Here is a 17,469-nt window from a genome sequence, read left to right as displayed (position 1 = left end):
GTGCCGGTCAGTCGACGCGGGCTGCGGCCTCGGCTTCGGCCAGCCGACGCCGCAGCTGGTCGCGCTCGGGGTCGGTGCCGGCCAGGTCCACTGCCTGCCGGTAGGCGTCGGCCGCGTCGGCGTGCCGGCCGAGCCGGTGCAGCAGGTCGGCCCGGGCCGCCGGCAACGGGTGGTACGCCTGAAGGCGCGGCTCCGTAGCCAGTTCGTCGAGCAGGGCCAGACCGGCGGCCGGTCCGTCGCGCATGGCCACCGCCACCGCCCGGTTCAACGCCACCACCGGCGACGGCGCCACCCGAAGCAGTACGTCGTAGAGGGCGACGATCTGCGGCCAGTCGGTGCCGGCGACGTCGGGCGCCTCGTCGTGCAGCGCGGCGATGGCGGCCTGCAGCCCGTACGGGCCGGGTGGGCCGCCGGTCAACGCCGTACGGGCCAACGCGCAACCTTCCCCGATCATCGGTCGGTCCCACCGACGCCGGTCCTGCTCGTCGAGGAGCACGGGCACCCCGTCCGGGCCGGTCCGGGTGTGTCGGCGGGCGTGCACCAGCAGCAGCAGGCCGAGCAGTCCGGCGGTCTCCCGTTGCGCGGGCAGCAGCCGGTGCAGGATGCGGGCCAGCCGGATCGCCTCCTCGGCGAGATCGAGGCGTTGCAGATTGGGGCCGGAGCTGGCCGCGTAGCCCTCCGTGAAGATCGAGTACACCGCCTGCAGGACACCGGGAAGGCGCTGCGGCAACTCGTCGACACCGGGCACCCGGAACGGGATACGCGCGTCGCGGATCTTGCGTTTCGCCCGGACGATCCGCTGGGCCATGGTCGCCTCCGGCACCAGGAACGCCCGGGCGACCTCGGCGGTGGTCAGCCCGCCGAGGCAGCGCAGGGTCAGCGCCACCCGGTCCTCCTCGGTCAGCGCCGGGTGGGCGCAGGTGAAGAACAGGGCCAGCCGGTCGTCGGGCAGGTCCCGGTCGACGTCGGCGGCCGGAGCCGGGTCGGCCCGGTCAGCCTCGGCCTGCAGCACCGCGATCCGCAGGGCCAACGTCCGGTCGCGCCGGATCCGGTCGACGGCCCGGCGGCGAGCGGTGGTCAGCAGCCACCCGCCGGGGCGGGTCGGCACCCCGGAGACCGGCCAGTGCGTCAGCGCCGCCTCGACTGCCTCGGCGGCGGCCTCCTCGGCCAGGTGCAGGTCACCGAAGCGGCGCACCAGGGTGGCGAGCAGCCGGCCGTGCTCCTCGCGGAACACGGCCGCCACTGACGCGCGTACCGCCGCCGGGTCCGTTTCCAGGCCCCGGCCGGCCAGGTGGTGCCGCTGCTCGCCGCCGACCATCCGGTGTCAGAGCCCGAACTCGGCGACCGGACGCACCTGCACCGATCCCCCGTCCCGGGCGCCGGGTGAGCGGGCCGCCCAGTCCAGCGCGACGTCCAGGTCCGGTACGTCGATGATGTCGTACCCGCCGAGCACCTCACGGCTCTCGGCGAACGGACCGTCGGTGACGATCCGTTGTCCGTCGGCGTCGACCTTGACCGACGTGCAGGTGGTCAGGTCGGCCAGGGCGTTGCCGCTGACCCAGATGCCGGCGTCCTTCATCTGCTTGTCGTAGGCGATCCAGTCCTCGACGGTGCACTGCGGCACGGCCTGGTCCGGGCCGTCGGTCGGCGGGCCGACGAACAACAGCATGTACTTCATGTCAGGCTCCTCGCAGGTAGTGGTGTTGCCGTACGCCATGACGACGATCGGCGGGCCACCGGATCGACAGCTGATCCTGCGAAACCTGCCGTGGCCGGCGACCTACTCCGAGTCGGCCAGGATGGCGTACAGCTTGCGGCGGGTCTCGTCGAGTACGGCCAGGGCCCGCTCCCGCTGCTCGGCGGTGCCGTTCATCATCACGTGTCGCAGCGCGTGCAACGTCTGCATACCGGATTCGCGCACGTCGTGCCAGCTCTCCACGGTTTCCGGGGCGAGCTGCGTCCACGGCGCCTGCTCGGCGGCCTGCTCGGCCTCGGGGCGGCCGGCGTCGGTCAACGCGTACTGCCGGCGGCTGCCGCCGGCCGCGTCCACGGTCCCGACGACCAGTCCTTCGTCCTCGAGCAGTTGCAGGGTGGGGTAGATCGATCCCGGGCTCGGTCGCCAGGCACCGCCGGTGCGGGAGTCGAGTTCCCGGATCATCTCGTACCCGTGCATCGGTCCTTCGACGAGCAGGGCGAGTACGGCGGCGCGCACGTTCGGCCGGCGGCGGCCGCGTCCGCCGCTCCGGCCCTGCCACGGGCCGCCGCCCGGCCCGGCGCCGGAGCCGGGACCAAAGCCAGGGCCGAAACCTGGGCCGGGGCCGGGGCCGAACGGCGGGAATCCGAATCCGCCCCGCATCCACGCCTGCGGTCCGCCGTGGAATCGGTGGTGGAACCTCATGTCTGCCTCCTACGATGTCTTGTCGATACTCTCACGATATATCGCCAATCCGTCGACGACAACACGGGATCGCAGGAGTGGGTACAGCCAGGTTCCACCGGACGACGCCGGCCGACGCCGGACACTCGGCCGGCCGTGGCCACGAACGAGCTGGTGCAGAGCTACGGCTGCGGGAGCGTGACCGGGCGGGCCGGGCCGGGGTCACCGCTGACGACGTGCCGTCGAAACGTGGGATGGGTCAGCACGAAGGCCGTGACGGAGGCCATCACCGCAGCGCCGATCAGTACCGGCAGCGGGGCCCAGACGGCGTACAGCGCCGTACTGGCGGTCGGCGCGAGCACGAAGGTGAGCCCGTTGGTGGCACCGATCACCCCGGCCAGCCCGCCCTGCTCGTCACGGCGTACCGCCAACGTCGGACCGGCGACGTAGCCGGGCATCGCGATGCCGAGACCCAGCCCGATCATGGCCATCGCGGCGACCAGGAACCCGACATGCGTGTCGGGCACCAGCAGAACGAACCCGACCAGCCCGACGGCCCCGCCGACCCGCAGCAGCGTCGCCGGCCGCCAGCCGCTGCGCGGCACCACGACGGTCTGCGCGAACGCCATCCCGACACCGGCGGCGAGCAGTGCCGCACCGGTGATCAGACCGGTCGCCTCCGCGTCCAGCCCGAACCGGTCCTGGACCAGAAAACCGCTGACCACCTGAACGAAACCGAGCGCGGTGAACATGCCGAACCCGGCGAGCAGGTACGGCCACACCCGGGCGTCGAACGGGCTGACCCGGACCGGCTTCCCGATCAGCTCGGTACGGCTCTCCCGGCGCAGCCGCACCGCGACGACGGCCAGCCCGACGGCGAGCAGCACCGGCACCACCACCAGCGGAGCCATCAACCCGAAACCGGCGAGCAGCCCGCCGACCAACGCGCCGGCGACCATCGCCCCGCCCTGCACCGCCCCGATCCCGGCCATCCCTCTGACCCGGGCGGACTGGTCGACCGTGACGTCGGCGATGTACGCCTGTGCGGTCGGCGGCACGGCGGCCATCGCGGTGCCGAACCCGACGCCCCGGAACACCACGAACAGCAGGAACAGCGTGGTGCCGGTGACGACGCCCCGCATGCCGAGGTCGGCGAGCAGGGCGAACAGCGCCATCGTCAGAGTGGCCAGGGTGAACGCGGCGACCAGCACCGGCTTGCGCCCCCACGACTGGGACCGACGTCCCCACAGCTGGCTGGTCACCACCACCATCAACGCGGAGATGCTGATGGTCACCCCGACCTGCCACTCGGCGAGGCCGATCTCGCGGGCCAACGGGGCGATGATCGGGTTCATCGACATCTGGCCGAGGAAGACCAGGAAGACCGCCCCGAGCAGCAGCGGGATCTGCGGCCGCGGGACCTCGGCCGGCCTGTCGACGGGGACCGTGCCGGGTGAGACCATCCGGCCACGCTAGCCACCGGTGATCATCGGCACCAAGGACGCCGATCACACCTGCCACCCCGGCGGTGACCTGCCCAGACGTCGGTGGTCGTCACACCTGGCTGGTTACGTCCGGTTCGTCGCCGACCAGCCTCCCCGGTCCGGTCTGCGGTGAATGCACCGTACCCGGACCGGGGTCGGACCTTGGTCGGGTCTGTCAGTCGGCGTCGTCCCCGCTCGCGGCGGCACCGCGGGACGGCAGCGCCACGGTACGCGGCAGCAACTGCGCGGTGAGCAGGGTGGACAGTGCCGAGGTGTCCGCGCCGCCGGTGCCGTCGGTGCGGACCACCACCGGCTGCGGGGCCTTGCCGGCGAGCGCGGCACCCACCTCCAGCCGGCGCAGCGCCAGCTCGTACTGCAGCACCGCCCGGTTGTCCCGGTACGCCTGGGCCAGCCGGCGTTGCGCCTTGGCCTCGTTCTCGGCGGCGATCAGCCCGCTGCGACCCCGGGTCTCGATCTCGAACCGGACCCGCTGCGCGTTGGTCTCCTGCTCCTCCAGCAGCTGCGCGACCTGCTCACGGGCCTTGTTCAGAGCCGCCTTGACCTCGACGAACCGGGCGTCGCGCACCTTCTTGGCCCGCTCGATGTCCATCTGCAGGCTGTCGATGCGCCGTTTGCGGGTCAGCCCCCACTCCTGCTCGTACGCGGCGTGCTCCTTGGCGACCCGCTCCCGGGTGGCCAGGTGCTGCTGGTACTGGGTGGGCAACTGCACGTCGGGGATGTTGCAGCCGGTGATCCGCACGCCGTAGCGGGACAGCTGCCGGTTGAGCAGTTCCTGCATGTCGGCGACGTCGGAGCCACGCAGGTCGTACGCCCGTTCGGTCTGCACCTGGCGGGCCCGCTGCCGGATGGCGTCCTGCACGGCGCTGGACAGCACCAGGTCGAAGTTGCCGGCGCCGATGGCCCGGACGAACAGCACCGCGTCGGTGATCCGCAGCTTCATGAAGAACTCGATCGAGCGCAACGGCACGTTCTCCCGGGTCGGGCAGGCCATCACCGGCGCCGAGTACGGGATCTCGGTGGCCACGTCGACGACGAAGTCGACCCGCGACCACGGATGCCACAGGTAGTGCCGGCCCGGTTCCAGGGTGCGCACGACCGCCCCGTAGCGGGTCAGCACCCCGTGGGTGCCCTGTTCGATCTCCACGATGGAGGACCGCCACCACCAGAGCGCGCCGAGCAGCAGCAGCACCACGCCGGCGAGGTAGCTGGCGGTGGCGATGGCACCGTACGCGGCACCGACCAGCCCGTCGGCCCCGTTCAGGGTGAACATCACGCCGGACAGCAGGGCGAGCAGGCCGAGCCAGAGCGGCACCATCCACCCCAGCCGTCGCCGGTGCTTGGGAATCACCACCGGCACGAGGCTGCCCGCGTCACCGCCGCGCAGCAGCTGGGCGAGCTCGCTCCACGGTGCCACCGCCTCGGAGATGACCGACCTGCCACCACTGAGTTTGCTCATCACCGCTGTGCCTCCGTCTCGTCGTCGGTCGGCTCCGGGGCACCGGGGACCAGGGAAACGCCGGCGTCGGTGCCCGGAACGGTCGGCTGATCGGCCGCGCGCAGCGCGGCGATCTCCGGCTCTCGTTCGGCGATCCGGGCGGCGACCTCGGTCAGCCGGGTACGCATCGTGGCCATGTCGGTCTCGCTGAACAGTTCGGCGCCCCGCTCGCCGACCAGTTCGCGGGCCAACTGCAGCAGGTCCACCCCGACGGAGCCGTCCGGGTCGCTGGAGCCGCCGATGCGCACCAGCCGGGGCAGGTGGTCGGCGACCTCCTCCAGGGTGTCCAGCACTTCCCGCTGGTAGCGGTAGTCGAGGATCTCCGGCGCCTCGGCGGCGGTGACTGCCCGGATGTCCAGGGCCTGCGCCTCCAGCAGGGCGGCGTTGGCCCGTGCCTCGGACTCGGCCTGCACGTACCGCTGGCGGGCCAGCGCCTCGGCGCGGTTGGTCTCCCGCTCCACCGCGGTGTCCATCTGCGCCTGGTACTGGGCGATCTCGGCCTGGATGCCGGACAGGGTCTCGTGCAGGGTGGCCAGCTCCTTGGTCAGGTCGCCCTCGTCCTGCTCCTTGCGCAGCTGCAGCGCGTACTGGTGGGTGTAGGCGTCCTTGGCGACCCGCACCATCTCGGGTGCGGCGAGGTCCATCCGGTACTCCCGGTCGGACGGCTCGGCGTGGGTGATGTTGGCGTTGGTCAGCTCGACCGCCGGGAGGAACTGCTGGTTGAGCTGCTCCAGCAGGCGGCCGGTGTCCTCGCCGACCATGTTGTAGATGTCGGCGGCCTGCTGTTCGTAGATCAGGCTACGGATGGTTTCGCTGACCGCGTTGCTGAGCTTCTCCTCGAAGCCGCGGACCGCGCCGAGGGTGTAGACGAACTCCACCGGGTCACTGATCCGGAACTGGATGAACAGGTCGATGGACGCCTTCACGCCGCCCTTGGTCGGGGCCTCGCGCACCGGTGCGTTGAACGGGTATTCGCGGGTGGTGTTGACGATGTACGACACCCGCTTCCACGGGTTCAGCAGGATCACCCGGCCGGGGCCGACGACCTGCTCCAGTTTGCCGAACCGGGTGATCAGCGCGGCGCAGCCGTCCGGCACCATCACCATGCCCTGGCGCCACCAGACGAAACCGACGGCGAACAGCGACAGCACCCAGTAGTGGATGCCGAACAGCGGGTTGAGCAACAGGTTGCCGCCGGCGACCGAGACGACCGCGGAGCCGAGCACGCCGAGCACCAGCAGCAGCGACACCGGCAGCATGGTGATCAGCGAACGACCGCGCGGAATCACCATCGGGCAGATGACGTGCGCCGCCCCGCCCTCGCCGCGCCGCTGCTCGCTGCGGTTGAGCACCTCGCCCGCGTCGTCCAGCGGCACCCGGCGCTGCTCCATCACGGTGTCGATGCTGCCGCCGAGGTCGCGGGCCGCCGGGAAGTCGACCGGATCCATCCCGTCCCCGGCCGGCTGACCCCCGCCGGCCCCACCGGACCCACCGGTCACGGCACCGCCACGGCGGCGCAGCTCGGCCATGGCCATCTGGCGAGGATCGTTACCTTCGGCTATCGCATTGGCGGCGTTGCGTATACCTTGTTGGACCCGTGACACGGTTCCCCTTCCGCAGATCTCCGTCGGCGCCCGGCTCGGCCAGCTCGGCGCACCGGTCCCGCGAAATGCTAGCCACCCAGGTCAACCAGGGTGACGCTACGCCGGGTCGGGCACCGACGCCGGGCGTACCGGCAGCAGCAGGTCGGCGACGGGCAGCCGGTGCCGGGCGGCGCGTTCTCTCGCGGCGAGCGGCTCGTCGAGTTCGATGGTCGCCGCCCGGCGGCCGACCGCGACGACGACCAGCGGGGTGAGCGCCGCCGTGGGCAGCAGCGCGGCGACCCGTTCGGCGTCGAAGCCGCCGAGCTGGTGCACGGCGAGCCCTTCGTGCTGGGCCTGGATCGACAGGTGGGCGACCGCTTGTCCGGTGTCGTAGGCGGCCCACGGGCGGGTCCCGCCGTTGTCGGCGACGGACTGCGCGGCCACCACGATCAGCGCGGCGGCGGCGTGCGCCCAGACCCGGTTTCCCGGGTCGAGCGCGTCGAGCAGGCCGGCGTGGGCGGCGTCGCCACGGCGGACCACGCCGAACCGCCAGGGTTGGCTGTTTCCGCAGCTGGGCGCCCAGCGGGCGGCTTCCAGCAGCGCGGTCAGCTGCCGGTCGGTGAGCCGATGGTCCGGGTCGAAGGCGCGGGGGCTCCACCGGTCGGCGAGTAGCGGGTGCAGCGGCTCGGCCGTGGTCGCGGTCTTCGAGAATTCGGACACCAGGTGCTCCTGTCAGGGTCGAGGTCGAGGTCGAGAGTCAAGTGTCGAGGATAGAGTGTCTGCGGCCGGCGGCCGTACGACGATCCACAGGTGACCGGCAACCCATTGCATCGATCAATGTCGCTTTTAGGCCTAGTCTGGGTCGACACATGTGGTGCCGTACGTCCGCGACGCCACACCCGGCCACCCCGAAGGAGGCAGCTGATGCCTGCCGCACCCCGCCCCGGAGGACACCCCCGCCGACGGCGCCTGGTCCGCACCGCCTGCGCCGCCCTGTCCGTCCCGCTCATGCTGGTCGCCGCGCTCACGCTGGCCACTCCGCCGGCCGCCGCCGCGCCGGTCACCGTCGCCAACGGCACCCAGTTCACCGACACCACCGGCGCCGGCGTGCACGCCCACGGCGGCGGCATGATCAAGGTGGGCGGGTACTACTACTGGTTCGGTGAGAACCGCCACGACGACCACACCTTCCGGTACGTCTCCGTCTACCGGTCAACCGACCTGCGCACCTGGGAGTTGCGCAACCACGTGCTGCGCCAGTCCAGCAGCCCGGAGCTCACCGTCGCCAACATCGAACGCCCCAAGATCCTCTACAACGCGACCACCGGCAAGTACGTGCTCTGGATGCACTGGGAGAACGGCGTCGACTACGGCCAGGCCCGGGTGGCGGTGGCCACCTCCGACACCGTCGACGGCAACTACACGTACCTGGGCAGTTTCCGGCCGCTCGGCTACGACTCGCGGGACACGACGACGGCACCGCGTACCTGATCTCCTCGCCCCGGGTCAACGCGGACCTGAACATCTACCGTCTCACCCCCGACTACACCGGCGTCGCCGCCCTGGTGCAGACCCTGTGGCCCGGCAACTACCGGGAGGCGCCGGCCATGTTCAAACGCAACGGGGTCTACTTCCTGGTCACCTCCGGTGCCACCGGCTGGCAGCCCAACCAGGCCCGGTACGCCACCGCCGTTGACATCCTCTCCGCCCTAAACTGAAGGACGGAGATTCCCTCCACGCTGCGCGTGGAACACGCAGCGTCCGGGTGGGTTACCGCTTCACTGCGCACCGCCGGGACAAGTCCCGGTCTTACGTGCGCTCGACGGTCGTTGAAGTCCGCCTGTCCGGCGGCCTTGATGTTGATGGCGGCGTTGATGTCCCGGTCGTGGTGACTGCCGCACGGGCAGTCCCACTCCCGGACGTTCAACGCGATCTTCTCGTTGATCCGGCCGCAGTCGCAGCACATCCGGGTGGACGGGAGCCACCGGTCCACCCGGGCGAACGCGCGCCCGTACCGCTCCGCCTTGTACTCCAGCATGCCGGTGAAGGCGGCCCAGCCCGCATCGTGCACGGACTTCGCCAGCCGAGTCCGGCCGAGACCAACAACGCACAGGTCCTCGACGTACACCGCTTGGTTCTCGCGGATGATCGCCGTGGACAGCTTGTGCTGCCAGTCCCGCCGGGTGTCGGCTACCCGCGCGTGAGCGCGGGCCACCTCGATCACGGCCTTCTTGCGGCGGTTGCTGCCCCTCTGCTTGCGTGAGAGTGCCTGCTGCAACCGCTTGAGCTTGCGGGCCGCGCGGCGCAGGAACTTCGGTGCGGTCACCTTCGTGCCGTCGGACATGACCGCGAAGTGGGTCAGGCCCAGATCGATGCCGATCTCGGAGTCGACCGGCGGCAGCGTCTCGTCCTCGCCGATCCGCACGACGAACGAGGCGAAGTACCGGCCCGCTGTGTCCTTGATCACGGTGACCGAGGTGGGATCCGACGGCAGGCCGCGCGACCAGCGCACCGGAACGTCGCCGATCCTCGGCAGCCGCAGGCGGCCGTTGTCACAGACCTTGAACCGGGAGTTCTCCGTGAACCGGATCGCCTGCCGGTTGTCCTTACGGGACCGGTACCGGGGCGGGGCCACCTTGCGGCCCCGGCGTTTGCCGGACAGCGAGTTGAACAAGTTGCGGTACGCGGTGTTCAGATCGGCGAGGGCCTGCTGCAACACCACGGCCGACACCTCACCCAGCCAGGCCCGGTCCTCGCTGGCCTTGGCCGCTGTGATGACCAACTTCGACAGGTCGCCGTCGGAGATGTACTTCTCGCCCGCCTCGCGGGCCTGCTGACGCAGCCTGAGTCCGTCGTTGAAAACCACCCGGGCACACCCGAACGCCTGCGCCAGCGCGGTGCGCTGGGCGGCGTCCGGGGTGATCCGGTAGTTGTAACGGAGCTGCACGGCCATCACTGTATCATGTTGGTTTATGGTCGAACTTCAAGGCGTCCGCACCGGCAGGCACTGCACTTTCGCGATGCATGTCCACTTGGTTTTCGTGACGAAGTTCCGGCACAACGTGTTCGCCGACCGGCACCTGACCCGGATGGAGGCGATCATGCGAGACGTGTGCGCCGACTTCGAGGCCGAACTGGTCGAGTTCAACGGCGAGAACAACCACGTCCACCTGCTGGTCAACTTCCCGCCCAAGGTCGCCGTGGCCAGGCTGGTCAACAGCCTCAAAGGGGTCTCCTCGCGCCGCCTCCGGCAGGAGTTCCCCGACCTGGTGCGCCACTACTACCGGGCCAACAAACTCTGGTCCGGCTCGTACTTCGCCGGGTCTGTCGGCGGCGCACCCTTGAGCGTCATCAAGCAGTACATCGAGCAGCAGAACCGTCCCGGTCAAGGCACTGCTCGGGCCTGGCGGCCCTCCCAGCGCGGGCCTTCACCCCCGGCCTGAAGGCCGGAGCACTGGCCCGCATTCCGTAGCATCACCGGCACCTGGACCGCGCCGACCACGTTCGGCGACAGCATCACCTACGGCTCCCAGCCGGCCTACGTACTGCCGGTGCAGAGCACCGCCACCACCTCGTACCTGTACCTCGGCGACCGCTGGGCCAGCGCCTGGGATGGGCGGGTCAACGAGTCCCGCTACGTCTGGCTGCCGCTGACCTTTCCGTCGAATACGTCGCTGAGCATGAGCTGGCATCCGCAGGTCAGCATCGACACCGCGACCGGGCAGGTCGTCGGTGTCGGCGGCGGGTACGCCTACGAGACGCTACGGGCCCGGCACAGCGGCAAGTGTCTCGACGTCGCCGGGTACTCCACCGCCGACAGCGCCCGGGTGATCCAGTACACCTGTGGCACCGGCGGCAACCAGCAGTGGCAGCGGGTCGGGGTCTCCTGAATCTGCGCCGTGTCCGCTGCGGGACCGGCCGACGGCACCGCCGCCCGGTTCCACGGAGCGGTACGGGTCAGTCCCGCAGCGGGTACGGGATGAAGGTGCTGCGGTTCTCGTCGACGTCGAGCCGGCGGCTGATCGGCGGCGCGGCCCGCTGCGGGCAGGTCATCCGTTCGCAGGTCTTGCAGCCGGGGCCGATCGGGGTGGCGGCGTCGGCGGCCTGCAGGTCCATCCCGGCCGAGTAGACCAGCCGACCGGCGTGGCGGGTCTCGCAGCCCAGGCCGATCGCGTACACCTTGCCGGGCTGGCCGTAACCGCCGTGGTGGCGGATGACGGTCCGGGCGATCCACAGGTAGCGCTGGCCGTCCGGCATCGCGGCGATCTGGGTGACCACCCGGCCCGGCGAGCCGAACGCCTCGTAGACGTTCCACAGCGGGCAGGTGCCGCCGGTACGGGAGAACGGGAACCCGGTCGCGGACTGGCGCTTGGACATGTTGCCGGCCCGGTCGACCCGGACGAACGAGAACGGCACCCCGCGCGAGCGGGGCCGCTGCAGGGTACTCAACCGGTGGCAGACCGTCTCCCAGCCCATCGCGAAGTGCTCGGTGAGCAGGTCGATGTCGTAGCGGCGGGTCTCGGCGGCGTCGAGGAACCGCTCGTACGGCAGGATCAGCGCGGCGGCGAAGTAGTTCGCCAGGCCGACCCGGGTGAGGATCTGGGTCTGCACGTCGTCGAACCCTTCCTCCTCGATGATCTCGTCGATCACATCGGCGTACTCCAGCAGGGCGATCTGCGCCGCCATCCGGATCGCCTCCTGCCCGGGTCGCAGCGAGGTGGACAGGTGCAGGGTGCGGGTCTGCGGCCGGTAGCGGTGCAGCTCGCCGCCGAGGGAGTCGGCGTCGTCGCGGGAGATCCGTACGCCGTGCCGCTGCGCCAGCCGGTCCTGCAGCGCCGCCCGCGCCTCGCCCCGGCGGATGCCGATCTGGTCGGACAGCCGCTCGGCGGCTTCGTCGACCGCAGGGACGTAGTTCTGCCGCCGGTAGAAGAACTCGGTGACCTGGTCGTGCGGGCTGTGGCCGATCCGCTCCCGGTCGCCGACCAGTTCGGAGAGCTGCTCGTCGGCCTGCTGGTAGCGGCGGTGCAGGTCGAGCACGGCCTCGGCCACCTCGGGCAGCCGGGAGGCGAACTCGGTCAGGTCGCCGATGCCGGCGCGGGAGCCGAGCGCCTCGCGCAGCCCGGCGACAAGTCGTGGGGTGTCGTGCGGGGCGAAGCTGGTCGGGTCGACGCCGAAGACCTCGGTGATCCGCATCAGCACCGCGACGGTCAGTGGCCGGGAATCGTGTTCGATCTGGTTGAGATAGCTCGCGGATATGTTGAGTTGTCGGGCCAACTCGGTCTGACTGATTCCCCGGTCCTCACGCATCCGACGCAGTCTGGCACCGGCGAAGGTCTTGGCGATCGCCCTCACCTCCACGCTCGTCCCCGCTGCGATCTGCCAACGTTAACACGCGCCCGGCCAGCATTAGCAGGCCTGCGAAGGGGCGCTTTCGCAAGTTGGCAAAATGGGCCGACGACTTTTCAATAATTGGCTGATTCCGTCTCTCGACCAGTCGCCGGCGTCATGTGACCGTTGGTCGCACGCCACCCGAAGGAGACGAAGATGCACACCGCAGTGGAGACCGTGCAGAGCGCAGTGGATCAGTTGCGACACGAATGGGACACCGCCCCGCGCTGGCACGGGGTTCGGCGTAGCTATCAACCCGCCGACGTGGTGCGGCTGCGCGGCGCCATCACCGAGGAACACACCCTGGCCCGGCACGGCGCCCGGCGGCTGTGGCAGCTGCTGCACAGCGAGGACTACGTCCACGCGCTCGGCGCGCTCACCGGCAACCAGGCGGTGCAGATGGTCCGGGCCGGGCTGAAGGCGATCTACCTGTCCGGCTGGCAGGTGGCCGCCGACGCCAACCTCGCCGGGCACACCTACCCCGACCAGAGCCTCTACCCGGCGAACTCGGTGCCGGCGGTGGTCCGCCGAATCAACAACGCGCTGCTGCGGGCCGCGCAGATCAGCACCGCCGAGAGCGGCGCGGACGGCGCCGGACCCGACAGCGCCGGGCCGGGCGGCGCGGGCGGCCCGGCGACCGACTGGCTGGCCCCGATCGTCGCCGACGCCGAGGCCGGCTTCGGCGGCGTGCTCAACGCGTACGAGCTGATGACCGCGATGATCGCCGCCGGCGCGGCCGGGGTGCACTGGGAGGACCAGCTGGCCGCCGAGAAGAAGTGCGGCCACCTCGGCGGCAAGGTGCTGATCCCGACCGGGGCGCACATCCGTACCCTCGAAGCCGCCCGGCTGGCCGCCGACGTCGCTGGCGTGCCGAGCGTGGTCATCGCCCGCACCGACGCGCAGGCCGCCACCCTGCTCACCACCGACATCGACGAACGGGACCGGCCGTTCGTCACCGGCGAGCGCACCGCCGAAGGCTTCTACCGGGTGCGCAACGGCATCGAGCCGTGCATCGCCCGGGGCCTGGCCTACGCGCCGCACGCCGACCTGCTGTGGATGGAGACCAGCACCCCGGACCTGGAGGTCGCCCGCCGGTACGCGGAGGCGATCAAGCGCGAGTACCCGGACCAGCTGCTGGCGTACAACTGCTCGCCGTCGTTCAACTGGCGCAAGCACCTCGACGACGCGACCATCGGCAAGTTCCAGCGGGAGCTGGGCCACATGGGGTACAAGTTCCAGTTCATCACCCTGGCCGGCTTCCACGCGCTGAACTACTCGATGTTCGACCTGGCCCGCGGCTACGCCAGTGACGGGATGAGCGCCTACGTGTCGCTGCAGGAGCGCGAGTTCGCCGCCGAACCGGCCGGCTACACGGCGGTGAAACACCAGCGGGAAGTGGGTACCGGCTACTTCGACCTGATCTCGACGGTGCTCAACCCGGCCGGCGAGACCACCGCGCTGCGCGGCTCGACCGAGGAGGAGCAGTTCGCGTGAGGTACGAGATTCTCGGTCCGATGGCCGACCGGTTCGACGAGGTGCTCACCGCCGAGGCGCTGGAGTTCCTGATCGCGCTGGACGGCGAATTCGCCGCCCGGCGGGTGGCGCTGCTGGACACCCGCCGCGCCCGGCGGGCCCGGTACGCCTCCGGCCAGCTGCCCGACTTCCTGCCGGAGACCGCACACATCCGCACCGACCCGACCTGGCGGGTCGCCCCGCCCGCACCCGGGCTGGTCCACCGGCGGGTGGAGATCACCGGACCGACCGACCGGAAGATGACCGTCAACGCGCTGAACTCGGGCGCGAAGGTGTGGCTGGCCGACTTCGAGGACGCCACCAGCCCGACCTGGCGCAACGTGATCGGCGGGCAGCTGAACCTGATGGACGCCCTGGACCGGCGGATCGACTTCACCGACGAGCGCGGCAAGCAGTACGCCCTCGGCGAGGATCTGGCCACGATCGTGGTCCGTCCGCGCGGCTGGCACCTGGTGGAGAAGGGCATCGTGGTGGACGGCCGGCCGATCTCGGCCAGCCTGGTCGACTTCGGTCTGTACTTCTTCCACTGTGCCCACCGGCAGCTCGACGCCGGTGCCGGGCCGTACTTCTACCTGCCGAAGCTGGAGAGCCACCGCGAGGCGCGGCTGTGGAACGACGTGTTCGTCTTCGCCCAGCGCCGGCTCGGCCTGCCGCCGGGCACCATCCGGGCGACCACGCTGATCGAGACGATCACCGCCGCGTTCGAGATGGAGGAGATCCTCTACGAGCTGCGGGAGCACTCGGCCGGGTTGAACGCCGGCCGGTGGGACTACATCTTCAGCGTGATCAAGAACTTCGGGCAGTGGCCGGACTTCGTCCTGCCGGACCGTGCCGAGGTGACCATGACGGTGCCGTTCATGCGGGCGTACACCGAACTGCTGGTGCGGACCTGTCACCGGCGCGGCGCGCATGCCATCGGCGGGATGGCCGCCTTCATCCCCAGCCGGGATCCGCAGGTAAACGAGGCCGCGCTGGGCAAGGTGCGGGCGGACAAGCAGCGCGAGGCCGGTGACGGCTTCGACGGCTCCTGGGTGGCCCACCCGGGTCTGGTGCCGACCTGCCGGGAGGTCTTCGACGCGGTGCTCGGCGACCGGCCGCACCAGCTCGACCGGTTGCGCGACGACGTGGCGGTGACCGCGACCGACCTGCTGGCCGTCGACAAGACGCCGGGCCAGGTGTCGGCGGCCGGGGTGCGCGCCAACGTCGCGGTGGCGCTGCGGTACGTGGACGCCTGGCTGGGTGGTGCCGGCGCGGTGGCGCTGTGGAACCTGATGGAGGACGCGGCGACCGCCGAGATCGCCCGCTGTCAGGTCTGGCAGTGGCTGCACCACGGCACCCCGTTGGCCGACGGCGGGTGCGTGACCGAGGACCTGGTCCGGTCGCTGCTCGCCGAGGAGCTGGCCGACCTGGTCGACGGGCGGGACGGTCCGGACCGCGACCGCGCCGAGGCGGCGGCCCGGATCGTCGAGGAGACGGCGCTCGGCGAGGACCTGCCGGCGTTCTTCACCACCGAGGCGTACGCCCGGCACCTGTCCCCCGCCGGCACGGTGGACCGGCGCTGACGCCACCCCCGCAGTCGTCGCGGGTCACCGACGCGCCGCCGGGCTCACGGCGGCGGACCGGCAGCTGGTACGGGCTCAACGGCGCGCCCGTACCGGCTGCCGGTGGACTTCTGTCCTCATCGGTCACCCGTCCGCCGGCCCGAGGTAGGCGGACGGGTAGCCCGGTCACCCCGTTCGTCGGGAATCGCACCGACCCCCGCGCGTCGCGTTGCGGTCACCTCGAGTTCGCCGGAAACATGCGGCCCCTGTCCGACCGGAAGGAGCCGCAGTGGAGGTACTGAACAAGATCTGGCGACGTGTCAGCGGGAACGACCCGGCGCCGGACGGACGTCGACCCGGGCCCAACGCGACAGCTCTGGTTCCCCGGCCGCGCTCCGCGCCGCCACTGTCCGCTGTCGGTTTCGCGGTGGTCGATGTCGAGACGACCGGCCTGTCCACGTCGCGGGACCGGGTGGTCGAGGTGGCCGTCGTCGCCACTGACCTGTCCGGGCAGATCGTCGACGAGTGGACGACGCTGGTCGACCCGCAGGGTCCGGTCGGCGCCACCCGGATTCACGGCATCACCGCCGCAGAGGTCAGGCGAGCGCCACGGTTCGGCGAGATCATCGGGGAGCTGAACGCCCGGTTCGCAGGCCGCGCCCTGGTTGCCCACAACGCGCGGTTCGACCTTGCTTTCCTCGCCAGCGAGTACGAAAGGGCAGGTTGGACGATGCCCACCTGCCCACACCTGTGCACAATGGAAATTAGCTGGGACCACCTTCCCGACTTGCACCGTCGCAGGCTGGCCGACTGCTGCGAACGAATCGGCGTACCGCTCACCGACGCACACTGCGCGCTGGCGGACGCCCGGGCAAGCGCCGCACTGCTGCGGTCGTACCTTGCCAGCGGCGCCGGCCACTCCCGGCGCCCTGACCACAGCCGGGTGCCCACCAGTGCCGTTCACGTCGAGTGGCCGCAGATTCCACGGCTGCCGGTCGAGGTGGCCCACCGGCGTCCGGCCGGCCCCGCCGCCGTGCCGGCCCCACCCGGCGCGCTCGCCGCCCTGCTCGACGATCTGCCGATGTCGTCGGCCGTCGAGCCAGGTGCTGCCACGAGCACGACCGCGTACCTGGAACTGCTCGCCCAGGTGCTGGAGGACGGCGTGCTCACCGAGGACGAGGCCGCCGCCCTGGCCGACCTCGCCGGCGCCTACTCGCTCACCCGGCCCCAGGTCGAGGCCGCACACCGGGGGTTCCTGCTCGCCCTGGCGCACCGGGCGGTCGCCGACGGTACAGTCACCCGCGACGAACGGCAGGAACTGCTCGGCACCGCCGGGCACCTCGGGCTGCCGGAGAAGATCGTGAAGACCGTGCTGGACGACGCCCGGGCCGCCCTCGACGAACAGCGCGGGCAGCTCTGCCGCCCGCTCCCGACGAACTGGCCGCACGGGGAGCCGCTACGCCTCGGTGACGGCGTCGCCTTCACTGGATGCGACGATCTGGTCCGCGCCCGCCTCGAAGGCCGGGCGAGAGCGGTCGGCCTGCGGGTCACCGGGGCGGTGTCGGGCAGAACCGCGATCCTGGTCACCGACGGTTCGGCTCCGTCGACCAACAAGTCGGCGGCCGCCCGGCGGCTCGGCACCCGGATCGTGCATCCTGACGTCTTCGCTGAGCTGATCGAGTACGTCCAGCCTGCTACGACGCCGCGGCATGGCGGTCGGCGTCCGGGGACGCATCCCCGCTGACATCGTGGCGGCGTACGTCGCCGCTCACCGCCAACAGCCCTAACTGCGGCCGGCAGCGGTCTGCCGGGACGCGGCATCACCTCCCTGGGTCGGGGTGTCCGCTGAGCTTGATGCCAGAGATGCATCAGCATGCATCTGTGGCATCACCCTCGGCGGCACCCTGGGATTCCCGCAAGTCAACCCGAGTACGTCGCTGACCCGCCAGCCGTACCTCTGCCTGAGTATTTTTCACGAGAAAGACGCCGAATTCGAAGATCAATTCCAGGGCGGCCTCACCTCGTCTCCGGCATCTGCGAATACTCG

The 17,469-nt window shown here is 70.9% G+C and carries 16 protein-coding genes; 7 read left to right on the top strand and 9 right to left on the bottom strand.

Going from position 1 to position 17,469, the window contains the following annotated elements; genetic code table 11:
- Positions 1-7: 7 nt before the first annotated feature.
- The 4 genes from EDC02_RS05040 to EDC02_RS05025 form a co-directional block, all read right to left on the bottom strand.
- Positions 8-1,318, bottom strand: coding sequence for an RNA polymerase sigma factor (locus tag EDC02_RS05040; protein ID WP_123600940.1), 1,311 nt, complete (start codon positions 1,316-1,318; stop codon positions 8-10).
- A 6-nt stretch (positions 1,319-1,324) separates the two neighbouring features.
- Positions 1,325-1,678: a YciI family protein gene (locus EDC02_RS05035; protein WP_123604510.1), complete on the bottom strand. Its 354-nt coding sequence runs from the start codon at positions 1,676-1,678 to the stop codon at positions 1,325-1,327.
- A 102-nt stretch (positions 1,679-1,780) separates the two neighbouring features.
- The gene (locus tag EDC02_RS05030; protein ID WP_123600939.1) at positions 1,781-2,398 is read right to left on the bottom strand and encodes a PadR family transcriptional regulator; all 618 of its coding nucleotides are present in this window, start codon (positions 2,396-2,398) and stop codon (positions 1,781-1,783) included.
- 161 nt (positions 2,399-2,559) lie between these two features.
- A complete protein-coding gene (locus EDC02_RS05025) occupies positions 2,560-3,840 on the bottom strand; it encodes an MFS transporter (RefSeq protein ID WP_123600938.1) in 1,281 nt (426 codons plus the stop codon).
- Positions 3,841-3,859: 19 nt separating this feature from the next.
- Here EDC02_RS05025 and EDC02_RS42270 point away from each other — a divergent pair, with 19 nt between their 5' ends.
- Complete coding sequence (locus EDC02_RS42270; protein WP_255499871.1) at positions 3,860-3,994, top strand: hypothetical protein; 135 nt, start codon at positions 3,860-3,862, stop codon at positions 3,992-3,994.
- 42 nt (positions 3,995-4,036) lie between these two features.
- Here EDC02_RS42270 and EDC02_RS05020 read toward each other — a convergent pair whose 3' ends face one another.
- The 3 genes from EDC02_RS05020 to EDC02_RS05010 all read right to left on the bottom strand — a co-directional run bounded on the left by EDC02_RS05020 (position 4,037) and on the right by EDC02_RS05010 (position 7,680).
- Positions 4,037-5,338 carry an SPFH domain-containing protein gene (locus EDC02_RS05020; RefSeq protein ID WP_123600937.1) on the bottom strand — a complete coding sequence of 434 codons (1,302 nt, stop codon included), beginning with the start codon at positions 5,336-5,338 and terminating at the stop codon, positions 4,037-4,039.
- Positions 5,338-6,912, bottom strand: coding sequence for an SPFH domain-containing protein (locus EDC02_RS05015; protein WP_199757513.1), 1,575 nt, complete (start codon positions 6,910-6,912; stop codon positions 5,338-5,340). The genes EDC02_RS05020 and EDC02_RS05015 overlap by 1 nt, the downstream gene beginning before the upstream one ends.
- A gap of 165 nt (positions 6,913-7,077) precedes the next feature.
- Entirely contained in the window at positions 7,078-7,680 is a 603-nt protein-coding gene (locus EDC02_RS05010; RefSeq protein WP_199757512.1) for a nitroreductase family protein, read from the bottom strand.
- Positions 7,681-7,884: 204 nt separating this feature from the next.
- Here EDC02_RS05010 and EDC02_RS05005 point away from each other — a divergent pair, with 204 nt between their 5' ends.
- Positions 7,885-8,451: a hypothetical protein gene (locus EDC02_RS05005; protein ID WP_233605745.1), complete on the top strand. Its 567-nt coding sequence runs from the start codon at positions 7,885-7,887 to the stop codon at positions 8,449-8,451.
- Positions 8,452-8,587: 136 nt separating this feature from the next.
- On the opposite strand, the gene EDC02_RS05000 is transcribed toward EDC02_RS05005, so the two are convergent.
- Complete coding sequence (locus EDC02_RS05000) at positions 8,588-9,913, bottom strand: RNA-guided endonuclease TnpB family protein (RefSeq protein ID WP_199757511.1); 1,326 nt, start codon at positions 9,911-9,913, stop codon at positions 8,588-8,590.
- 19 nt (positions 9,914-9,932) lie between these two features.
- Here EDC02_RS05000 and tnpA point away from each other — a divergent pair, with 19 nt between their 5' ends.
- Together tnpA and EDC02_RS04990 are read left to right on the top strand one after the other, a co-directional pair.
- Positions 9,933-10,403 carry an IS200/IS605 family transposase gene (gene tnpA, locus EDC02_RS04995; protein WP_123600934.1) on the top strand — a complete coding sequence of 157 codons (471 nt, stop codon included), beginning with the start codon at positions 9,933-9,935 and terminating at the stop codon, positions 10,401-10,403.
- Between the two features lie 108 nt (positions 10,404-10,511).
- Positions 10,512-10,850 carry an RICIN domain-containing protein gene (locus EDC02_RS04990; RefSeq protein ID WP_233605744.1) on the top strand — a complete coding sequence of 113 codons (339 nt, stop codon included), beginning with the start codon at positions 10,512-10,514 and terminating at the stop codon, positions 10,848-10,850.
- A 67-nt stretch (positions 10,851-10,917) separates the two neighbouring features.
- Here EDC02_RS04990 and EDC02_RS04985 read toward each other — a convergent pair whose 3' ends face one another.
- On the bottom strand, positions 10,918-12,312 hold the full coding sequence (locus EDC02_RS04985) for a short-chain fatty acyl-CoA regulator family protein (protein ID WP_199757510.1): 1,395 nt from the start codon (positions 12,310-12,312) through the stop codon (positions 10,918-10,920).
- A gap of 192 nt (positions 12,313-12,504) precedes the next feature.
- On the opposite strand from EDC02_RS04985, the gene aceA reads away from it, so the two are divergent.
- From aceA to EDC02_RS04970, 3 genes are all read left to right on the top strand, one after another.
- Positions 12,505-13,842 carry an isocitrate lyase gene (gene aceA, locus EDC02_RS04980; protein WP_123600932.1) on the top strand — a complete coding sequence of 446 codons (1,338 nt, stop codon included), beginning with the start codon at positions 12,505-12,507 and terminating at the stop codon, positions 13,840-13,842.
- Positions 13,839-15,443 (top strand): malate synthase A, encoded by a 1,605-nt coding sequence (gene aceB / locus EDC02_RS04975; protein ID WP_123600931.1) that lies wholly within the window; start codon positions 13,839-13,841, stop codon positions 15,441-15,443. The genes aceA and aceB overlap by 4 nt, the downstream gene beginning before the upstream one ends.
- Positions 15,444-15,711: 268 nt before the next feature.
- Positions 15,712-17,166 carry an exonuclease domain-containing protein gene (locus EDC02_RS04970; protein ID WP_158632054.1) on the top strand — a complete coding sequence of 485 codons (1,455 nt, stop codon included), beginning with the start codon at positions 15,712-15,714 and terminating at the stop codon, positions 17,164-17,166.
- Positions 17,167-17,469 lie beyond the last annotated feature (303 nt).

Source organism: Micromonospora sp. Llam0, from assembly GCF_003751085.1.
In the GTDB taxonomy this organism is placed as follows: domain Bacteria; phylum Actinomycetota; class Actinomycetes; order Mycobacteriales; family Micromonosporaceae; genus Micromonospora_E.
The sequence above is the reverse complement of the archived record's forward strand: the minus strand, read 5'-3'. Positions and strand labels throughout refer to the sequence as shown.

Coding starts and splice junctions, on each gene's coding strand:
- EDC02_RS05040 (WP_123600940.1), bottom strand. CDS start 1,318: ATGGTCGGCGGCGAGCAGCGGCACCACCTGGCCGGCCGGGGCCTGGAA.
- EDC02_RS05035 (WP_123604510.1), bottom strand. CDS start 1,678: ATGAAGTACATGCTGTTGTTCGTCGGCCCGCCGACCGACGGCCCGGAC.
- EDC02_RS05030 (WP_123600939.1), bottom strand. CDS start 2,398: ATGAGGTTCCACCACCGATTCCACGGCGGACCGCAGGCGTGGATGCGG.
- EDC02_RS05025 (WP_123600938.1), bottom strand. CDS start 3,840: ATGGTCTCACCCGGCACGGTCCCCGTCGACAGGCCGGCCGAGGTCCCG.
- EDC02_RS05020 (WP_123600937.1), bottom strand. CDS start 5,338: ATGAGCAAACTCAGTGGTGGCAGGTCGGTCATCTCCGAGGCGGTGGCA.
- EDC02_RS05015 (WP_199757513.1), bottom strand. CDS start 6,912: ATGGCCATGGCCGAGCTGCGCCGCCGTGGCGGTGCCGTGACCGGTGGG.
- EDC02_RS05005 (WP_233605745.1), top strand. CDS start 7,885: ATGCCTGCCGCACCCCGCCCCGGAGGACACCCCCGCCGACGGCGCCTG.
- EDC02_RS05000 (WP_199757511.1), bottom strand. CDS start 9,913: ATGGCCGTGCAGCTCCGTTACAACTACCGGATCACCCCGGACGCCGCC.
- tnpA (WP_123600934.1), top strand. CDS start 9,933: ATGGTCGAACTTCAAGGCGTCCGCACCGGCAGGCACTGCACTTTCGCG.
- aceA (WP_123600932.1), top strand. CDS start 12,505: ATGCACACCGCAGTGGAGACCGTGCAGAGCGCAGTGGATCAGTTGCGA.